We start from the raw sequence: 17155 nt of genomic DNA on the forward strand, positions 1-17155 counted from the left end.
CGGTTTTTGGCACAGGCAAGCGGCGATCCCCCGCGCAAAGCTTTTGCTGCGCGGGGGCTGTAGGATTTAAGCGGTGGCTTTGGTTAGCGCCTGATCCAGATCAGCGATCAAATCTTCGGCGTTTTCAGTACCAATCGAGACACGGACAACGCTTGCGCCTGCGCCCGCTGCTTCTTGCTGCTCAGGGGTCAGCTGGCGGTGTGTGGTAGAGGCAGAGTGGATAATCAGCGAGCGTGTGTCACCAAGGTTGGCAACATGGCTGAAGACTTCCAATTCATTCACCAGTTTCACACAGGCGTCATAGCCGCCTTTGACCGCAAAAGTGAACAAACCACCAGCGCCTTTGGGGCAAACCTTCTTGCTGCGCTCATAATACGGGGATGATTCGAGGCCCGCATAGGTGACGTAATCAATGCGGTCGTCGGCCTCGAGCCATGTTGCGACTTGCTGGGCGTTGGCCACGTGGCGGTCCATCCGAAGGCTCAGCGTCTCTGTGCCCATTAGGGTGTAATGCGCCGCCTGCGGGTTCATTGTCATGCCCAGATCGCGCAAACCGATGGCGATGCCAAAAAAGGTGAAGGCCAGATTGCCAAAGGTCTCATGGAATTTGAGGCCGTGATAGGCCGGTTCCGGCGCACTGAGTGACGGGAATTTGTCAGTGGCGGACCAGTCGAAGTTGCCACTGTCGACGACGCAACCGCCCGTTACCGTGCCGTTCCCTGTGAGGTATTTGGTGGTGGAATGCACAACCAAAGTCGCGCCCAGTTCAATCGGGCGGCACAGGTAGGGCGTGGCTGTTGTGTTGTCGATGATCAGCGGGATTTGCGCCGCATCGGCGATATCGGCAATGGCGCGCACATCCATGATATAGCCGCCGGGGTTGGCAATGGCTTCGCCAAAAATGGCGCGGGTATCGTCGTTGATGGCCGCTTTTACAGCGTCCAGATCGTCGAAGTCTACAAAGGTGCAAGACCAGCCAAAGCGTTTGATAGTATGGCTGAATTGCGTGACCGTACCGCCGTAAAGACGTGTGGAAGCCACGATATTTTTGCCGGGTGACATCAGCGGAAACAGGGCCATGATCTGGGCCGCATGGCCGGAAGAACAGCAAACAGCGCCGACACCGCCCTCAAGCGTGGCAATGCGTTCTTGTAAAACTGCGACGGTGGGGTTGGTTAGGCGGGAGTAGATAAAACCGACTTCTTGCAGGTTGAACAATGCCGCTGCGTGATCCGCGTCGCGGAAAACATAGCCGGTCGTCTGATAGATGGGCGTCTGGCGTGCGCCTGTTGCAGGATCGGGGCGTGCGCCCGCGTGAATTTGCAGCGTATCAAAACCGTGTGACATGTGTTTCTCCCTTATGTCTGTCGTACATAGGGTTACGGGATTGCCCAAGCGCAGACAAGAGACTGCGCCTGTTCAAGAACAAGCGGGTTGCGCGGCTATAGTTTTGAGAAAATCAGTGTTCTTGTGGATCAGTTTACGGGAACAGGAGTTTGTGAACGACGGCCAAGAGGTAGCGGAAATGCAAGGCTAGGCGGATGGTCTTGCTGCCTCCCAAAATGCGGCGGTCATGCCCGTTTCTTGTTCAAACGCCTGTTTCAGAAGGGGTGGACACGGCAAAAGTTCCACAATCTTGCGTGCCTTTTCCAGATAGGCTTGTACTTGTGTGTCGGTCCAATCTGGCGGGCTAAGCCGCAAAGACCGGACATTGGACATTTGATCGGCGGCTTTGACCAGCGCCGCCGTGACGGATTTTTGCGGAGCACTGGCAATTTGGGCCTGACGTCGCTGCGCCTGCGGCAGGCTGGTATCATCGGTGACTTCCAAAACAACAGCGGCCACATCGCTCCCGAATATATGCTCTAGATCGGTGAAGGTGGTCGGAGTGTCTTCAAGGGCGTCATGCAGCCACGCAGCGGCAATGCTCACGTGATCCCCGCCGAAGTCGCGCACAATCTGTGCGACTTCGGCGGGGTGGGTGATATAGGGGGCCGGATTTTCGCCTTTGCGGAACTGTCCCTGATGGGCATGCTCGGCAAACTCTGCGGCGCGGGTGATGAGTGCATCTGCATTGCTACGTGCGTTCATTGCGCCTCCTTGTGGGATGTTGTCGAGAAGGAAGCGAGGCTACCTCATCCAATACCCGTTTGATTTCAACTGGTTGCGGATGGCTTGTTCTTTGCGGGGCAAATGTGCGCGGTCAAATAGGGCGCGGGCCTTTTGACCACGACCCTGAAAGATCATGCGCTTGATCGGGTCATAGGTTTTCAGCACTTTTTTGACTTTGTTGGGGGAGGTCACATGCTCCAGCACCTCTACAACGCGGTCGCTTTCGCGGGCATAGAGCAACGGCAACAAGCGATAATGGCAGCTCACCGCGCCATCGATATACCCTTGCTCAAGGGTATCACGGCCGCCGCCCAATGCGTGGATGACCAAGGGCAAGGCCACTTGATCCAGCCATGGGTCAAACGTTTGGGCGCAGAGTTCAACAGGGGTATCATCGCGGATCGCCAGCGCGTATTTCAAAAACAATTCGCCGAATGCATGCGGGCATTTGTAATAGAAAAACCCAGCATTGAAATAGAGATATCGACGCCAGTATTCGTCAGGCTGGCTCAGGTCTAGAGAACTCTCAAAATCCAGATCAAACTTGTCATAAAGCGATTTCCAAAGTCCGGTGTATCCGGGGCCATATAGCTGCGGCTCCGGCCACGTGCCTTCGCGGCGCAACGACGCGCTGGGGCAGTCAAAGTCAAAAGGAACCGCTGATAAATCACCTGTGATCAGCGTGTCGGTGTCGAAAAAGACAAAAGGCTCGCCTTTGGGCAGGGCTTGTAGCATCTCGATCTTATTGCCGAACGGATAGCTATCGCCAAAATGCTTGCTTTCAAAGGGGATGATCTCGGCACCCAATTCGGCCAGCGCATCACGCACAGGCTGGTCGCGTATTGTGGGGTCTTTTTTCCACAACGGGCCTTCTTGCGGTTCGGCAATCAGCACGCGACCCTTAAAATCAGGGCTCATACTGCGCAATGAGGCGACAAAAATCAGGGCCTCATAGGCAAGCCGACCCTGCTGCCCCACGATGACGACGTTGAAAGATTGTTTTTTCGCGGGTTTGCGTGCCATACTCTGTCCTCAGTTGCGCCTGCATTTCTTTGGATGCACTTGTTGTTGCTATTATAGGGTGCGTGACTTTTTTGAAAAGAAGCCTTTTTAAACTACGTTACATAGGACGGTCATATGTTTGATGTTATTTTCGCACTGATTGCCGTTACCGTAGCTGCGACAGGGTCAGAGCCTGCTACTGAGCCAAGCAGTCTGGATGTGCCAGCTGTGGTTGACGATGCTGCCCCAGATTTGGTGGCAGAGCCGCAAACCCCTACGGGGAAATTCACAACTGCGACAGAAGTGAAGCCAATCCTGACTGCGACAAAGGGTAATTGGATTGCCGTGCGCGACTATGGCGGAAATGATTTGCTGTATTTGACACATCTGTGGAGCTGGCGATGCGGGCTTGTCGCGGTTTCGGTGTCGATCAATGACGCGCCGGCGCAAGAGGTGCCGCTGCCAGAGTGTCACACCGAATACGCCACGCCGAATGCGATCCTTGATCAGGACGGGCTGCCCTATCTGACATTCCCGCAGGGGAGCATTGAAAATGTAACTGTGGGCGTCACTTACGACGACTTGACACGTGACAGCGCCAGCTTTGCACGCGGGGACGTGTTTATTCCGTAATATAGGGGTAGGGCGCAACACAGAGGTCTCTTGTGTAAAACCGCAACACATAACCAAGCGCCTTTATTTTCCTTTGCAAGAAAAACAAAGGCGCTTTATCAGACGCGGGTAGGACCTTGGGTCCCTATCGTAACGCCAACCAAGGAGGGCATCACATGACCGGTTTCATCGCATCCCTCATGGGGCGGATCACAGCTTAAGTCAGATTACTGACGTAGTGTGATTACACTGGCCATTAGGCCATTTCAAAAATTACGAACATGGGACCATAATAATGGGCAATCCTGATATGCATGGCCGTTTGTCTGCATCGCAGGCAAACGCGACCGTCACAAAACTATACTCGTCCAAAGCATGGATTGAAGGCCGTGCCGAGGATCAACTCACCCAAGTAAGTTCTTGGGCTGGCGTTTCCGCTGTTGCAGCCTTTCCAGACATACACCCCGGTAAATACGGGCCAGTGGGCTGTACCGTGCTGGCAGATCGCATTTATCCGCAACTGATCGGCAATGACATTGGCTGCGGCATGTCGCTGTTTCAACTGGACCTGCCTTTGCGCAAGTTAAAGCTGGAAAAGGCTGTACGACGGATCAGAGTTCTGGGCGATCCAGTGGATACGCCGCAAGAGGATCAAATGAGCGATCAGAACAAACTACACAAAGCTTTGGAGCGGGGGAATCCAGTGCGGCGGTTTGTCGGGGAGCAGTTCAAGGAGGATACAAAGAAGAAATAGCTTCAATGTCTGAATGGGCAAAAGCACTGTCACGTTAGGTCACGAGGAAAACGCTAGATCCGCGAGTGTGGTAAAAGGCGTTTTCCTCAGCGAGGACTCGAGGTCTGGCACGCAGCGTTGAGGGGCATAGGCCCAACGTGAGCTGCACCAAGCAACTCGCGGCCTAATAAAGTACAATTGTAGACTAGTGGTGGGCGACCCTGGAATCGAACCAGGCGTGCGTCTCCGCGAGGGAGTTACAGTCCCCTGCCACACCTTGCGGCCTGTCGCCCACTGGCGCCTGAACTACCTGCGGCTATGGGGGGCGTCAACCACTAATTATGCTGTTTCGGCCGGAAATATTACATAAAGGAGAAACCTCTTTTAGAAGCTGTGTCGTGCAAGGCTTGGCGCGCAGGCTACAAAGGGGTAGACGGGACAAAATTTGCGCGATGTTAGGGGCAGTCATGAAGAAACCTAAGTGGGTTGTTGAAAAAGAGCAGGGTAAAAAAGCGGATGCGCGTGAGACGCTTTGGCTGTTTGGCTTGCATGCGGTGCGTGATGCGCTGATGAACCCCAAGCGGGTGAAAATCACGATGATGGTCACACCCAATGCGTTGGCCAAGTTGGAAGATGCGGTTGCAGCCAGTGGCGTAGAGCCCGAAGTCGTTGATCCGCGCAAATTCCGCCCTCCGATTGATCCCGGTTCGGTGCATCAGGGCGTTGTGCTGGAGGTCAAGCCGCTGGACTGGGGCCGTTTGGAAGATGTTTGTATCGGCGCTGTTGCCCCGCGCGTGATCTTGCTGGACCGAGTGACCGACCCGCATAACGTTGGTGCGATCTTGCGCTCCGCCGAGGTGCTGGGTGCTTCTGCTGTGATCGGCACGCGTCACCATTCCGCACCCGAGACAGGTGCGCTGGCCAAAACCGCTTCTGGCGCTTTGGAGCGTCAACCCTATCTGCGTATCCAAAATCTGGCCGACGGTATCATTGCATTGCAAAAAATGGGCTATCTGGTGCTTGGCCTTGATGGCGACGCCGATCTGACCATCGAGGCGGCTGTGGCGGGTAAACTAGACCGTCCTGTGGCATTGGTACTGGGCGCCGAAGGGCCGGGACTGCGCGAAAAGACCCGCGAAACGGTTGATGCGCTGGTACGAATTGACGCAGGGGGCGACTTTGGCTCGCTCAACGTCTCAAATGCGGCTGCAATCGGCTTATATGCTACGAGAGATCATAGCTAAGGAGAGGGGCCATCGCCCATCCAACCAAACTGGCCACTTGCTGTCATTGCGGTACGCAGACCATGCTGCGCCTTGATGCAGGCCACCACACATTAACCTGTGGTGCCTGCGGTGCGCCGCTGCGCAAGCTCAAGATGATGCCTGTTGCAGCGGCCCCTGCCAAATGCGGGATCAGCCATCAGGCGGCATCAGGGAAATTGCGCAAACTGCCCAAGGCCAAACGCGCAAAACCCAAAAAGTCGTGCAAAAAGAAAAAGAGCCTGTTCCGTAAATTCGCGGCAGAAGCTTTTGATCTGGTTGAGGATATCTTTGATTAACACCTGCGTTTGGGCGGATTTTTGTCCGAGATCTCAGGCCTGACAGGTATTTCCGCCTTGGGCCTTTTATCCGCAATTGGGGTGCTTATGTATTTTGCAACGGACCGGATTGGAACGCCCGGATCGTGTTTTGTCCCTGTTCCCACTTTCAACCTCCCGATATAATTCGGGAGGTTTTTTTCTGCGCAAGAGGCGGCTAAAGTGGTCTGATGATATACAAAGACAGCTTTCTCAAAGAGATTCTGACCCGTACCAAACGGGTCGCCATTGTTGGGGTTTCAGATAATCCTGTGCGCGCCAGCTATTTTGTGGCGCGGTATCTGTCGTTACGGAAGTTCGAAATTGTGCCCGTAAACCCCAAGCTGGCAGGGCAGACGCTGTTTGGTGCAAAAGTTGTCGCGTCATTGACCGAAATTGAGGGACCTGTGGATATGGTGGATATCTTCCGCCGTTCCGAAGCAGTGCCCGAGATTGTAGAAGGAGCGCTGGCGCAGTTATCTGATTTACGGACGGTATGGATGCAAATCGGGGTGGAAAACCACGAAGCGGCAGCCCTATGCGAGGCGCGGGGTGTGGATGTGGTAATGAACCGTTGCCCCAAGATTGAATATCAGCGCCTATTTGGTGAGTTGCGCATGGGCGGTTTCGCGACAGGTGTGATTTCCAGCAAGCTGTGAACTTGTGTCGCCCTTATGCCCCATGGGCAGAGTTACACGATCTAGCGGGACGCTTTCTCTGCAATGCCGGAGGTTGACTGGCGGCGGGCAAGTTCGTCTATCACGTCAGTCAGGGGCACGTCGCGGGCGGCCAGCATGACCAGTAAGTGATAGATGACATCCGCTGCCTCAGAAGTGAGGGCGGCTTTGTCATCTTTGATGGCTTCGATGATCGCTTCAATCGCTTCTTCGCCAAATTTCTCGGCGCATTTTTCAGGACCTTTGGCCAGCAGTTGCGCCGTCCAGCTAGAGCTTGGATCAGCGGATTTGCGGGCTAGGATCGTGGCGTAGAGATCGTCGAGTGTCATGTGAGCCTCATCGGGATGTCTGCGGCGGCCATGTGGTGTTTGGCCTCTTGAATGGTGAATTCGCCAAAGTGAAAGATCGACGCGGCAAGAACAGCAGATGCGCCCCCTTTTGTCACGCCATCGACCAAGTGATCAAGCGTGCCAACACCGCCCGAAGCGATCACGGGCATGTTTACCGCATCGGATATGGCCCGTGTCAGGGGGAGGTTAAAGCCCTGTTTGGTGCCATCGCGGTCCATGGAGGTGAGCAGGATTTCACCTGCGCCTTTTTTCATCATGGTGATGGCAAACTCGACGGCGTCTATTCCTGTGGGCTTGCGGCCCCCATGGGTGAAGATTTCCCATTTCCCAGGCGCTACCGTTTTTGCGTCAATCGCAGCGACAATACACTGGCTGCCAAATTGATCAGCGGCCTCGGCTACGACATCAGGGTTTGCGACCGCAGCAGAGTTGAAACTGACTTTATCAGCCCCAGCAAGCAGAAGGGCACGTACGTCAGCGGCTGTGCGTACACCGCCACCGACGGTCAGTGGGATATAGCAATGCTCGGCTGTGCGGCGGACCATATCAAACATCGTGCCGCGATTCTCATGGGTGGCATGGATGTCGAGGAAACACAGCTCGTCTGCGCCGGCGGCGTCATAAGCGATGGCAGCATCAACAGGATCACCTGCATCGCGCAGGCCGACAAAGTTAACGCCTTTGACAACGCGCCCGTCGGCGACATCGAGACAGGGGATGATGCGGGTTTTGAGCATGAGTATTTTCTACCAACGGGTTGCGGATGGAGCAAGTGAGGGCAGGGCCGAAGGCCCTATGAGTTTAGACAACAAAAAATTAGTCGCGCAGAGCCTCTAGCGCCGCTTTCAAATCAATCGCACCATCATACAACGCTCGGCCCGAGATGGCACCGCTGATGACGCCTGTTGATTTCAGTGCCGTCAAATCCGCTAGTGAGGAGACACCGCCAGAGGCAATAACGGGAATGTTCACCGCGCGGGCGAGGTCAGCAGTGGCGTCGATATTCGGGCCGCCCATGGCACCGTCACGCATGATGTCGGTGTAGATGATCGCGGCAACACCTGCGTCTTCAAATGATTTGGCAAGGTCCGTGACCATCACATCTGTTTCAGTCGCCCAGCCTTTGGTGGCCACGCGGCCATTACGCGCATCGATTCCTACGGCGACCTGATTTGGGAAGGCGCGGGCGGCTTCGCGTACCAGATCGGGTTTTTCTACAGCAATCGTGCCGAGGATCACGCGAGCAAGCCCTTTGTCCAGCCACGCCTCAATTGTCGCCATATCACGGATGCCGCCGCCCAACTGCGCAGGGACTTTGCACTGTTTAAGGATCGCCTCAACAGGAGCGGCGTTCACAGGGGTACCTGCAAATGCGCCATTCAGATCAACCAGATGCAGCCACGTGCACCCCGCGTCAACAAACTCCTGCGCTTGCGCGGCGGGATCATCGTTGAACACAGTTGAGCGGTCCATATCGCCATGTACAAGGCGCACGGCTTGGCCGTCTTTCAGGTCAATGGCGGGATAGAGGATCATGGCAGCGGCTCCTGTAGGCTGGTGTTGGTTCGGTTTTGCATGGAACGCGGCAATGTGCAACGCGACCTCACGTCAAGCATGCTGAAATAAGCTTGCTGTAATCTGGTTTTGTGACGCAGAGTTTTAATCAGTTTCAGGGAGGAACTGACATGAGAATAATTTTTGGCGCGGCTGTTGCTGTGTTCGGGCTTGCGGGTGTGGCTTTTGCTGATCCGGCTGAGGGGGTCTGGAAGACGCAAGTGGATGATGGGGCCTATGCCCATGTTAAGGTTTCCGCCTGCGGCGCGGCCTTGTGCGGAACCATAGCGCGAACGTTTAACGACAAAGGCGAATATAAATCCGCCAATATCGGCAAAAAGCTGGTGTGGGATATGATGCCAGCGGGAGGCGGTGCGTATAAGAACGGTAAGGTCTGGCAGCCATCAACAGGCAAAACCTATCGCTCTAAAATGGCACTATCGGGTAGCACGCTCAAAGTCTCAGGATGCGTCGGGCCGATCTGCAAGAAACAAACGTGGAGCCGCGTGAAATAGACGGTCAGGGTACGTTTCGGTCGTCAAAAGGCGCAAGGTGGCTCCCTTGCGCCTTTTAGATTGTTACGGTTTCCACTGTAGGAAGTTGGTGATCATTCGCAGACCAGTCGTCTGGCTTTTCTCTGGGTGGAACTGCATCCCGATCATATTGTCGCGGCCAATCACTGCGGTCACCTCACTGGCATAGTCCACATGGGCCAGTCGTTGGGCCGGATCAGCAACGGCCATGTGATAGCTGTGCACAAAATACGTGTGATCGCCTGTTTTAATCCCGTCAAATACGGGGTGGGGCGCATCGAGCACCAGATCGTTCCAGCCCATATGCGGCACTTTGAGGGTTGGGTCAGTAGGGGTGATCCGCGTGACTTCACCGCTGACCCAATCAAGGCCTTTGGTGTCCTCATATTCGCGGCCCCAAGTGGCCATCAACTGCATCCCCACACAAATCCCGAGGAACGGGCGACCTTTTTGTTCAACCGCTTCGATCATGGCCGAATAGATACCGCTGCGGCCTTTGAGGGCGGCCATGCAGGCAGGGAACGCGCCATCACCGGGCAGCACGATGCGGTCTGCACGGGCGATGACATCTGCATCGGCGGTGACAATCACCTCGCCTGCATTGGCCTCACGGGCCATGCGTTCAAACGCTTTGTGGGCCGAGTGTAAATTGCCGCTTTCATAATCGATGATCGCTGTGAGCATTATAGCATGCCTTTGGTGGACGGGATCGCATCCGCTTTGCGCGGATCGGTTTCCAACGCGTCGCGCAACGCGCGTGCGACAGCCTTAAAGGCAGCCTCGGCGATGTGGTGGCTGTTGATACCGTGAAGCTGATCGACGTGCAGGGTGATGCCGCCATGTGTGGCGAAAGCTTGGAAAAACTCGCGCACCAGCTCGGTATCAAAGGTGCCGATTTTTGCGGTGGGCAGATTAACATTCCAAACAAGAAAAGGCCGTGCAGACAGATCAAGCGCGGCACGCACCAGCGCATCATCCATCGGCAGCAAGCAGGCACCATAACGCACGATGCCGCGTTTATCGCCCACGGCCTGTGTCAGGGCTTGGCCCAATGCGATGCCTACGTCTTCGACGGTGTGGTGATCATCAATGTGTAGGTCACCTGTGCAGCGCACGGTCATATCGATCAGCGCGTGGCGCGACAGTTGGTCCAGCATGTGGTCAAAGAAACCCACGCCTGTTTTGTTGTCATAAACGCCTGTACCATCGAGATTAATCTCGACCTCAATATTGGTTTCGGCGGTGGTGCGGGTGATCTTGGCCTTGCGCATGAGGGGCCTCCGTTGACGCGTTTGTGTCCTTATAGCAGCCCTCTGGCCCACGCCAAGGGTTGATGAGGGATTGCGGGTTTTGCTGCTTCGTGCCAGCTTGGGTACGACAAATCAGGAGCCACCGCCGTGAGCACATGTGTATTCATTCAGATCCGTTGCCGTCCCGGCACCACGTATAGCGTTGCAGAAGCCATTGCGCTGCGCGAAATCCACTCAGAACTCTATTCCACCTCTGGGGATTTTGACCTGATGATGAAGGTCTATATCCCCACGGATGCGGATGTTGGCGTCTATATCAACGACAACCTGCTGGATATCGACGGGATTGAACGTTCGCTAACCACCATGACATTCAAGGTATTTTGATGCGGGCTTTGGTATGTGTGCTGGTTTTGATGGCTGGCAATGCCTCGGCGGCGCAACGCGTCTATGAGGGCGACGAGGCCGCAGCGCTGCGTTGTGCCAATATGATGGCACTGACAGGGGTGACGTTGAACCGTGCAGGGCTGATGCCAGACGCGGAAAAAAATGTGTTGGTGGGAATATCGGCTCTGATCCTTGATCGCCATGTCAGCGGCAATTGGAACGAGAAGAAACGCGCCATGGAAGCAATGCGCGATCGCCGCGATATTGATGCGACGCTGGAAGACTACCAGCGCAATGCGCCGATCTGTCTGGCGCGGTTTCCGATTAACTGAATTTTACGGTCATTGTGTAGCGGGTTTTCTGAGGGCGCGTCTTGCGCCTTCAGTGCAAGCCGTGATTTGAATGTTTAATGAAAACAGGTTCCTAAAACGACGAAGGGCCGCCCGAGGGCGACCCTATCGATTACCATCCGGGGTAGGGACGGTCTAACTGGAGCGGGCGAGGCGATTCGAACGCCCGACCCTAACCTTGGCAAGGTTATGCTCTACCCCTGAGCTACGCCCGCATCTAGTTAGTTCGGGTGATTTAGCCTTTGCTCGTGGTGGCTGCAAGTGGTTTTTCAGAAAAATTGCGTGTCTCTCAAGCAAATATTTAAAGCGCGATGCGGAACGTCGCACATCTTTGCCTATACGCCACGCAGATTTCTGAAACTGCGCGGCTTTTGCGTTAGGCAATTAGGGGCCAACGTTTGGTATGTTCGACACAGACGCCTGAAAATGGCTCCTGCACCGGACCTCAAACCTTCAACAACCACTTGGGTTTTGAACGGGGCTTTGGGAGCGTTAATCGAGCTGGTTTGCGGCTGCTCTACAAGCGAGCGTTTTTGGGATGCTCCGGCGGCTGGCAATTAGTTATGAAACCGTTGCGTAAATAAGCTCAGAATACTTGGGGCCAATCAAGGCGGATATCCGGTTTTACCAAAGCGGGATCAGTGGCGACGCCAACAGGACCACCCAACCGGCCATGGCAGGCATACCACGGCCCAACGCCCCGACTACCTTTCTGAATGTCTAAATAACAAAAAGCGGGACTGTGCGTTGATCCAGCGTCGTGCAGGGACTTCTATTAGGTGATAACTGACCGAAGAGGCTGCAAGCAAGGCGACACTTATAACAGACCAGTGCGGTGTCGGGATCCCGAGTTTTGGAAGATAGTCAAAAAACACCGCAAGCAAAAAAATGTGAATCATGTAAGTCGAATAAGAAATCTCCCCGAGATACACGGCCAGTTTGCTATTGGTGAAAAACTTCCAATTTGAAAGCCGCGCGCCTGAAACAATAAGCAGAGCGAACGGAGCAAGAATGGCATAGCCTGCGTTCTGCATCGAGCCGATCCAAGCCAGAAGTACAATGCCGACAATACCTCCCGCCACGGCCAACGGCTCCGAAATATAAGGTGCCAGTCGTCGCAATAGCATCCCAAGCAGGAAGAGCGGCACGATCCGAACAACGCCATAATCCCAAGTCATGTGTAGGAAGGCCGTTTTGCCGAGTGATACAGAAAGGATGTGAGCAGCCAGAAAGCTAGCAACACAGGCAGCGGCAATGATCCATGTCTGTCTGAACGGTATCAGCGCAAAGAGCAGATAAGCAAACATATCTGCCGAAAGGGTCCAGCTCGGGCCGTTTAGTACAAGCCCGTCCGTCGTATTGGCGCCGTGCAGCAGAAGAACTGATTGCCAGACACCTTCGACCGGGTTGCTTCCAATGACTGCCAAAGCGATGAATAGAGCTGTCATTACCGCATGTAACGGAAATATGCGGGCAAACCGCTTCAATAGAAATTGCCACCGCGAGAAGTCGCTATCATAGACGTGTAAAATCACGAAACCCGACAGTATGAAAAAGAAATCTACGCCACGTGCCCCGTTTGCTATAAAGTCAGAAAACCAACCTTGACCGAAATCGGTTCGTAATCGAAGGTGAAACAAAAACACCCAGAAAGCGGCGAAAAACCTTAGTGAAGTCAAACTTTTAAGATCATGTAACATATGCAAATAAATACTTCTGAGCTGGAGTGAATAGTTGTTGGATAATGCCCCCCCCATTTTTAACGGGGCGCATCCGTAGAATTTACGAAGACATTTTCAGTTTTGTGGGGGCGTGATGCAGGCGATGATCATGTTTGGTCAATTATTGTTATATGTTCATAGCCATAGAGGGCTTTGCGGTTTTGGAGGATATCGAGAGTTTCAGGGTTTTGAGCCGCTAAAAACTTTGCTCCAATACCCATTTTGACGATCTACCGGTCTCTGATCTATTAAACGTAAGGATTGTAGCAGACCTTCGCAGCCCTTCAAAAACCACTCTGTGTGGAGCGGTTTTTGAATACCATTTTCTATCTGAATGATTATTTGGGGCAGGTTACAACGTATTGCTCTAAGTCATGTGACGTCTGACACCCTAAAACGACGAAAGGCCACCCGAAGGTGACCTTGCCGTAGTCCTGTGGGGTTCAAGACTTCTAACTGGAGCGGGCGAGGCGATTCGAACGCCCGACCCTAACCTTGGCAAGGTTATGCTCTACCCCTGAGCTACGCCCGCATCTAGTTAGTAGAGGGCGTTTAGCCCGACCTGCGTCGGGCCGCAACACATTTTTCGACCTTTGGCAGAAAAAGTGTTACATCCTGCCATTAATCCCCCCGCAGTCTAAAACCCGCAGGGGGGCGACTTACTCCAATTCAACCAGCAGGTCTTTGGCATCAATCTGCCCACCAGGGCCGACATGCACGGCTTTGACAATCGCATCACGTTCCGCATGTAACCCTGTTTCCATCTTCATCGCTTCGATGGTGAGCAACAGATCGCCTTCTTTGACCGCTTGGCCAACAACAGCACCCACGCTGGCCACTACGCCTGGCATCGGGGCACCAATGTGATTGGGGTTGCCTGTTTCTGCTTTGGGACGCTGCGCTGTGGTGGCTTTGACCAGACGGTTTGGCACGCGGATCACACGCGGTTGGCCGTTTAATTCAAAGAAAACCTTAACCTCACCGTCTTCATTGGTGTCGCCGATAGCTTGCAACCGGATTTCCAGTGTTTTGCCCGGGTCGATTTCTGCGGCGATCTCGTCACTGGCTTCCATCCCGTAGAAGAATGTCGGTGTGGGTAGGGTGCGCACGGGGCCGTAGATTGCGTGGCGCGCCATATAGTCGAGATAGACTTTGGGATACATCAGATAGCCTGCCAGATCTTCATCGTCGATTTCGATTCCGTCCAGCTTGCCAGAGAGTTCAGCGCGGATGGCTTCCAGATCAACAGGCTCCAGATGTGCGCCGGGGCGGTCTGTGTTGGGTTTTTCGCCTTTCAGCACCTTTTTCAAGATACCATCAGGAAAGCCGCCCGCAGGCTGGCCCAGATTGCCGCGCATCATGTCGACAACAGATTCGGGAAAAGACACATCCGTTGCGGGGTCTTCGACCTGCGCACGGGTCAGCCCCTGTGATACCATCATCAGTGCCATGTCGCCCACCACTTTGGAGCTTGGCGTGACTTTTACAATGTCACCAAACATCTGGTTCACATCACGGTAGGTCCGCGCCACCTCGGGCCAGCGGTCATCCAGACCAAGGCTGGCCGCTTGTGCCTTGAGGTTGGTGAACTGCCCGCCGGGCATTTCGTGCAGATAAACCTCTGAGGAGGGCGCCTGCATGCCTGTCTCGAAGGCGGCGTATTGGTGGCGGACTTCTTCCCAGTAATCAGAGATTTCACGCACGGCGGTCATATCCAAACCTGTGTCGCGGTCGGTGTGGCGTAGGGATTCAACCACGGAACCCAGCGTCGCCTGTGATGTATTTCCTGAAAACGCATCCATGGCGCAATCCACTGCATCCACGCCTGCTTCGGCTGCGGCAAGGATGGTCGCGCAGGCAATGCCTGCCGTGTCATGGGTATGGAAATGGATCGGCAGGCCGACCTCGGATTTCAACGCGCTTACCAATTGGCGGGCTTGCGCGGGTTTGAGCAATCCCGCCATATCCTTGAGACCCAGCACATGTGCGCCCGCAGCCTTCAATTCCTTGCCCATAGCAACGTAATATTTGAGGTCATATTTCGCACGGTCTGGATCAAATATATCGCCTGTATAACAGATAGTGCCTTCACAGACCTTGCCTGCGTCGATCACAGCGTCCATCGCCACGCGCATGTTTTCCACCCAGTTGAGGCTGTCAAACACGCGGAACACATCCACACCGGAGCTGGCGGCGGTTTTCACGAAATGCTGTACGACGTTGTCGGGATAGTTGGTATAGCCGACCCCGTTTGAAGCGCGCAGCAGCATTTGTGTCATGATGTTTGGCATCTTTTCACGGATGTCGCGCAGGCGCTGCCATGGGCATTCTTGCAAAAAGCGATACGCCACATCAAAGGTCGCACCGCCCCAACATTCAACCGAAAACAGCGAAGGCAGGTTGGCGGCATATGCCGGAGCGACTTTGATCATGTCATGGCTGCGCATTCGTGTGGCTAATAGGGATTGATGCCCGTCGCGCATGGTTGTGTCTGTAATCAGCAACTGACGCTGCTGGCCCATCCAGTCGGCCACGGCTTGCGGGCCTTTTTGCTCCAGCAGGTTGCGTGTGCCCATCATCGGCTCGGCGCGGCTAACGGGCGGCAAAGGCGCACGGTGGGCAGCGGCGGGCAGGGGTTTGTCCTTGGTTTCGGGGTGACCGTTGACGGTGATGTCGGCGATATAGGTCAGTACTTTGGTGCCACGGTCCTGACGGGCCTTAAAGTTAAACAGATCAGGCGTCTCGTCGATGAATTTGGTGTGATAGGTGTTGTTCAAGAATGTCGGGTGCTTGAGAAGGTTTTCGACAAAGGCGATGTTGGTGGACACCCCGCGAATACGGAATTCGCGCAGGGCGCGGTCCATCCGTGCGATGGCCATTTCAGGGGTGGGGGCCTTGGCGGTGACTTTGGTCAGTAAGCTGTCGTAGTAGCGTGTGATCACACCACCCGCATAGGCCGTGCCACCATCCAGACGGATACCCATGCCCGTGGCCGAACGGTATGCTGTCAGACGGCCATAGTCGGGGATAAAGTTGTTTTGCGGGTCTTCTGTGGTGATCCGCGTTTGCAGCGCGTGCCCTGTCAGGGTGATATCTTCTTGGCGTGCCTTGCCAGTGGCCTCGGCAATGGTTTTGCCCTCGGCAATCAGGATTTGCGCACGTACGATGTCGATACCGGTGACTTCTTCGGTCACTGTATGTTCAACCTGCACACGCGGGTTCACTTCGATGAAATAGAACTCCTCGTTTTCCATATCCATCAGGAATTCAACGGTGCCAGCACATTCATAATTCACATGGGCACAGATTTTGCGGCCCAATTCACAGACATGGGCGCGTTGCTCTTCCGTCAGATAGGGCGCAGGGGCGCGTTCGACGACTTTCTGGTTGCGGCGCTGGACCGAGCAATCGCGCTCATAAAGGTGATAAATCTCGCCATGGGTATCGCCCAGAATTTGCACTTCGACGTGGCGGGCTTTTAGGATCATCTTTTCCAGATAACCCTCGCCATTGCCGAATGCGGCTTCCGCCTCGCGGCGGCCCTCACGGACTTTTTCTTCCAGCTCGCCCTCATTATAGATCGGGCGCATCCCACGGCCGCCGCCACCCCATGAGGCCTTGAGCATCAATGGATACCCCACCTCGGCGGCCTCTTTCTTGATTGCAGTCATGTCATCGCCCAAGACTTCGGTTGCGGGGATCACAGGCACACCCGCCTCAACCGCAACGCGGCGTGCGCTGGCTTTGTCGCCAAGGGCGCGCATGGTTTTTGCTTTGGGGCCGATGAAAGTAATGCCGTTATTGGCGCAGGCATCTACAAAATCAGGGTTTTCAGACAGCAGGCCATAGCCGGGGTGAATGGCATCGGCGCCGCAGGCTTTGGCGACGCGGATCATCTCGTCTATGCTCAGGTACGCGGCGACAGGGCCAAGGTCTTTGCCGATGCGGTAGGCTTCGTCAGCTTTAAATCGGTGCAGGCCCAGTTTGTCTTCTTCAGCAAAGACCGCAACTGTCGTTTTTCCCATCTCATTTGCGGCACGCATGATGCGGATGGCGATTTCGCCGCGATTGGCGATAAGGATCTTGCTGAATTCGGTCATTGAAAAGCCTTTGCAGTTGCAGGTCTGTCGCAATTTGTAGTCATAATGAACGTAACGTTACAAGGTGCCTCCTGTGATTTGGCCCTCATTGGGTCATTGCCGCCGAGATGGGGGGCTTGATGGCGGTTTAGCGATGTCCCCGATTGGCCACACTCTGACCCCACGTTGGTGTGGCGCTTGCCTCACCGCGTTGGT

Annotated in this window: 18 protein-coding genes and 3 tRNA genes; 8 read left to right on the forward strand and 13 right to left on the reverse strand. The window is 54.8% G+C overall.

All coding sequences use genetic code 11. The annotated features are described in order from the left end of the window. Positions 1-66: 66 nt before the first annotated feature. From GGR95_RS06055 to GGR95_RS06065, 3 genes are all read right to left on the reverse strand, one after another. Complete coding sequence (locus tag GGR95_RS06055) at positions 67-1347, reverse strand: O-acetylhomoserine aminocarboxypropyltransferase/cysteine synthase family protein (RefSeq protein ID WP_184563863.1); 1281 nt, start codon at positions 1345-1347, stop codon at positions 67-69. A gap of 186 nt (positions 1348-1533) precedes the next feature. Continuing rightward, positions 1534-2091 (reverse strand): HD domain-containing protein, encoded by a 558-nt coding sequence (locus GGR95_RS06060; protein WP_184563865.1) that lies wholly within the window; start codon positions 2089-2091, stop codon positions 1534-1536. A gap of 39 nt (positions 2092-2130) precedes the next feature. Beyond that, a complete protein-coding gene (locus GGR95_RS06065) occupies positions 2131-3135 on the reverse strand; it encodes a hypothetical protein (RefSeq protein WP_184563867.1) in 1005 nt (334 codons plus the stop codon). A 114-nt stretch (positions 3136-3249) separates the two neighbouring features. Here GGR95_RS06065 and GGR95_RS06070 point away from each other — a divergent pair, with 114 nt between their 5' ends. Beyond that, positions 3250-3747 carry a hypothetical protein gene (locus GGR95_RS06070; protein WP_184563869.1) on the forward strand — a complete coding sequence of 166 codons (498 nt, stop codon included), beginning with the start codon at positions 3250-3252 and terminating at the stop codon, positions 3745-3747. Between the two features lie 274 nt (positions 3748-4021). After that, positions 4022-4480 (forward strand): RtcB family protein, encoded by a 459-nt coding sequence (locus GGR95_RS06075; RefSeq protein ID WP_184563871.1) that lies wholly within the window; start codon positions 4022-4024, stop codon positions 4478-4480. Between the two features lie 188 nt (positions 4481-4668). Here the strand turns inward: GGR95_RS06075 and GGR95_RS06080 are convergent. Continuing rightward, positions 4669-4752: transfer RNA gene (locus GGR95_RS06080), tRNA-Tyr, on the reverse strand. A 174-nt stretch (positions 4753-4926) separates the two neighbouring features. On the opposite strand from GGR95_RS06080, the gene rlmB reads away from it, so the two are divergent. The 3 genes from rlmB (at position 4927) to GGR95_RS06095 (ending at position 6697) form a co-directional block, all read left to right on the forward strand. After that, positions 4927-5703, forward strand: a complete 777-nt coding sequence (gene rlmB / locus GGR95_RS06085) for a 23S rRNA (guanosine(2251)-2'-O)-methyltransferase RlmB (protein ID WP_184563873.1) — start codon at positions 4927-4929, stop codon at positions 5701-5703. 62 nt (positions 5704-5765) lie between these two features. Further along, positions 5766-6020, forward strand: a complete 255-nt coding sequence (locus GGR95_RS06090) for a hypothetical protein (RefSeq protein WP_184563875.1) — start codon at positions 5766-5768, stop codon at positions 6018-6020. Positions 6021-6229: 209 nt separating this feature from the next. Continuing rightward, positions 6230-6697, forward strand: a complete 468-nt coding sequence (locus GGR95_RS06095; RefSeq protein ID WP_184563877.1) for a CoA-binding protein — start codon at positions 6230-6232, stop codon at positions 6695-6697. Between the two features lie 41 nt (positions 6698-6738). Here GGR95_RS06095 and GGR95_RS06100 read toward each other — a convergent pair whose 3' ends face one another. The 3 genes from GGR95_RS06100 to hisA all read right to left on the reverse strand — a co-directional run bounded on the left by GGR95_RS06100 (position 6739) and on the right by hisA (position 8601). Then, positions 6739-7044, reverse strand: a complete 306-nt coding sequence (locus GGR95_RS06100; protein ID WP_184563879.1) for a phosphoribosyl-ATP diphosphatase — start codon at positions 7042-7044, stop codon at positions 6739-6741. Beyond that, on the reverse strand, positions 7041-7802 hold the full coding sequence (hisF, locus tag GGR95_RS06105; RefSeq protein ID WP_184563881.1) for an imidazole glycerol phosphate synthase subunit HisF: 762 nt from the start codon (positions 7800-7802) through the stop codon (positions 7041-7043). Before hisF ends, GGR95_RS06100 begins: the two co-directional genes overlap by 4 nt. A 79-nt stretch (positions 7803-7881) precedes the next feature. Then, a complete protein-coding gene (gene hisA / locus GGR95_RS06110; protein WP_184563883.1) occupies positions 7882-8601 on the reverse strand; it encodes a 1-(5-phosphoribosyl)-5-[(5-phosphoribosylamino)methylideneamino]imidazole-4-carboxamide isomerase in 720 nt (239 codons plus the stop codon). A 149-nt stretch (positions 8602-8750) separates the two neighbouring features. Between hisA and GGR95_RS06115 the strand changes: the two genes are divergently transcribed. Beyond that, positions 8751-9134, forward strand: coding sequence for a DUF2147 domain-containing protein (locus tag GGR95_RS06115; protein ID WP_184563886.1), 384 nt, complete (start codon positions 8751-8753; stop codon positions 9132-9134). Positions 9135-9197: 63 nt separating this feature from the next. Here GGR95_RS06115 and hisH read toward each other — a convergent pair whose 3' ends face one another. Beyond that, a complete protein-coding gene (gene hisH / locus GGR95_RS06120) occupies positions 9198-9836 on the reverse strand; it encodes an imidazole glycerol phosphate synthase subunit HisH (protein WP_184563888.1) in 639 nt (212 codons plus the stop codon). Continuing rightward, positions 9836-10423 carry an imidazoleglycerol-phosphate dehydratase HisB gene (gene hisB, locus GGR95_RS06125; RefSeq protein WP_184563889.1) on the reverse strand — a complete coding sequence of 196 codons (588 nt, stop codon included), beginning with the start codon at positions 10421-10423 and terminating at the stop codon, positions 9836-9838. The genes hisH and hisB overlap by 1 nt, the downstream gene beginning before the upstream one ends. A gap of 126 nt (positions 10424-10549) precedes the next feature. On the opposite strand from hisB, the gene GGR95_RS06130 reads away from it, so the two are divergent. Together GGR95_RS06130 and GGR95_RS06135 are read left to right on the forward strand one after the other, a co-directional pair. Then, positions 10550-10789 carry an Lrp/AsnC ligand binding domain-containing protein gene (locus GGR95_RS06130; RefSeq protein WP_184563891.1) on the forward strand — a complete coding sequence of 80 codons (240 nt, stop codon included), beginning with the start codon at positions 10550-10552 and terminating at the stop codon, positions 10787-10789. After that, on the forward strand, positions 10789-11121 hold the full coding sequence (locus GGR95_RS06135) for a hypothetical protein (RefSeq protein ID WP_184563893.1): 333 nt from the start codon (positions 10789-10791) through the stop codon (positions 11119-11121). Before GGR95_RS06130 ends, GGR95_RS06135 begins: the two co-directional genes overlap by 1 nt. Before the next feature lie 158 nt (positions 11122-11279). Here GGR95_RS06135 and GGR95_RS06140 read toward each other — a convergent pair. The 4 genes from GGR95_RS06140 to GGR95_RS06155 form a co-directional block, all read right to left on the reverse strand. Beyond that, positions 11280-11354: transfer RNA gene (locus GGR95_RS06140), tRNA-Gly, on the reverse strand. 489 nt (positions 11355-11843) lie between these two features. Then, positions 11844-12839, reverse strand: coding sequence for an acyltransferase family protein (locus GGR95_RS06145; protein WP_184563895.1), 996 nt, complete (start codon positions 12837-12839; stop codon positions 11844-11846). A gap of 478 nt (positions 12840-13317) precedes the next feature. Continuing rightward, positions 13318-13392, reverse strand: a tRNA-Gly gene (locus GGR95_RS06150). Between the two features lie 127 nt (positions 13393-13519). Continuing rightward, the gene (locus GGR95_RS06155) at positions 13520-16960 is read right to left on the reverse strand and encodes a pyruvate carboxylase (RefSeq protein WP_184563897.1); all 3441 of its coding nucleotides are present in this window, start codon (positions 16958-16960) and stop codon (positions 13520-13522) included. Positions 16961-17155 lie beyond the last annotated feature (195 nt).

This window comes from Sulfitobacter undariae, from assembly GCF_014196805.1.
GTDB classification, from domain to species: domain Bacteria; phylum Pseudomonadota; class Alphaproteobacteria; order Rhodobacterales; family Rhodobacteraceae; genus Sulfitobacter; species Sulfitobacter undariae.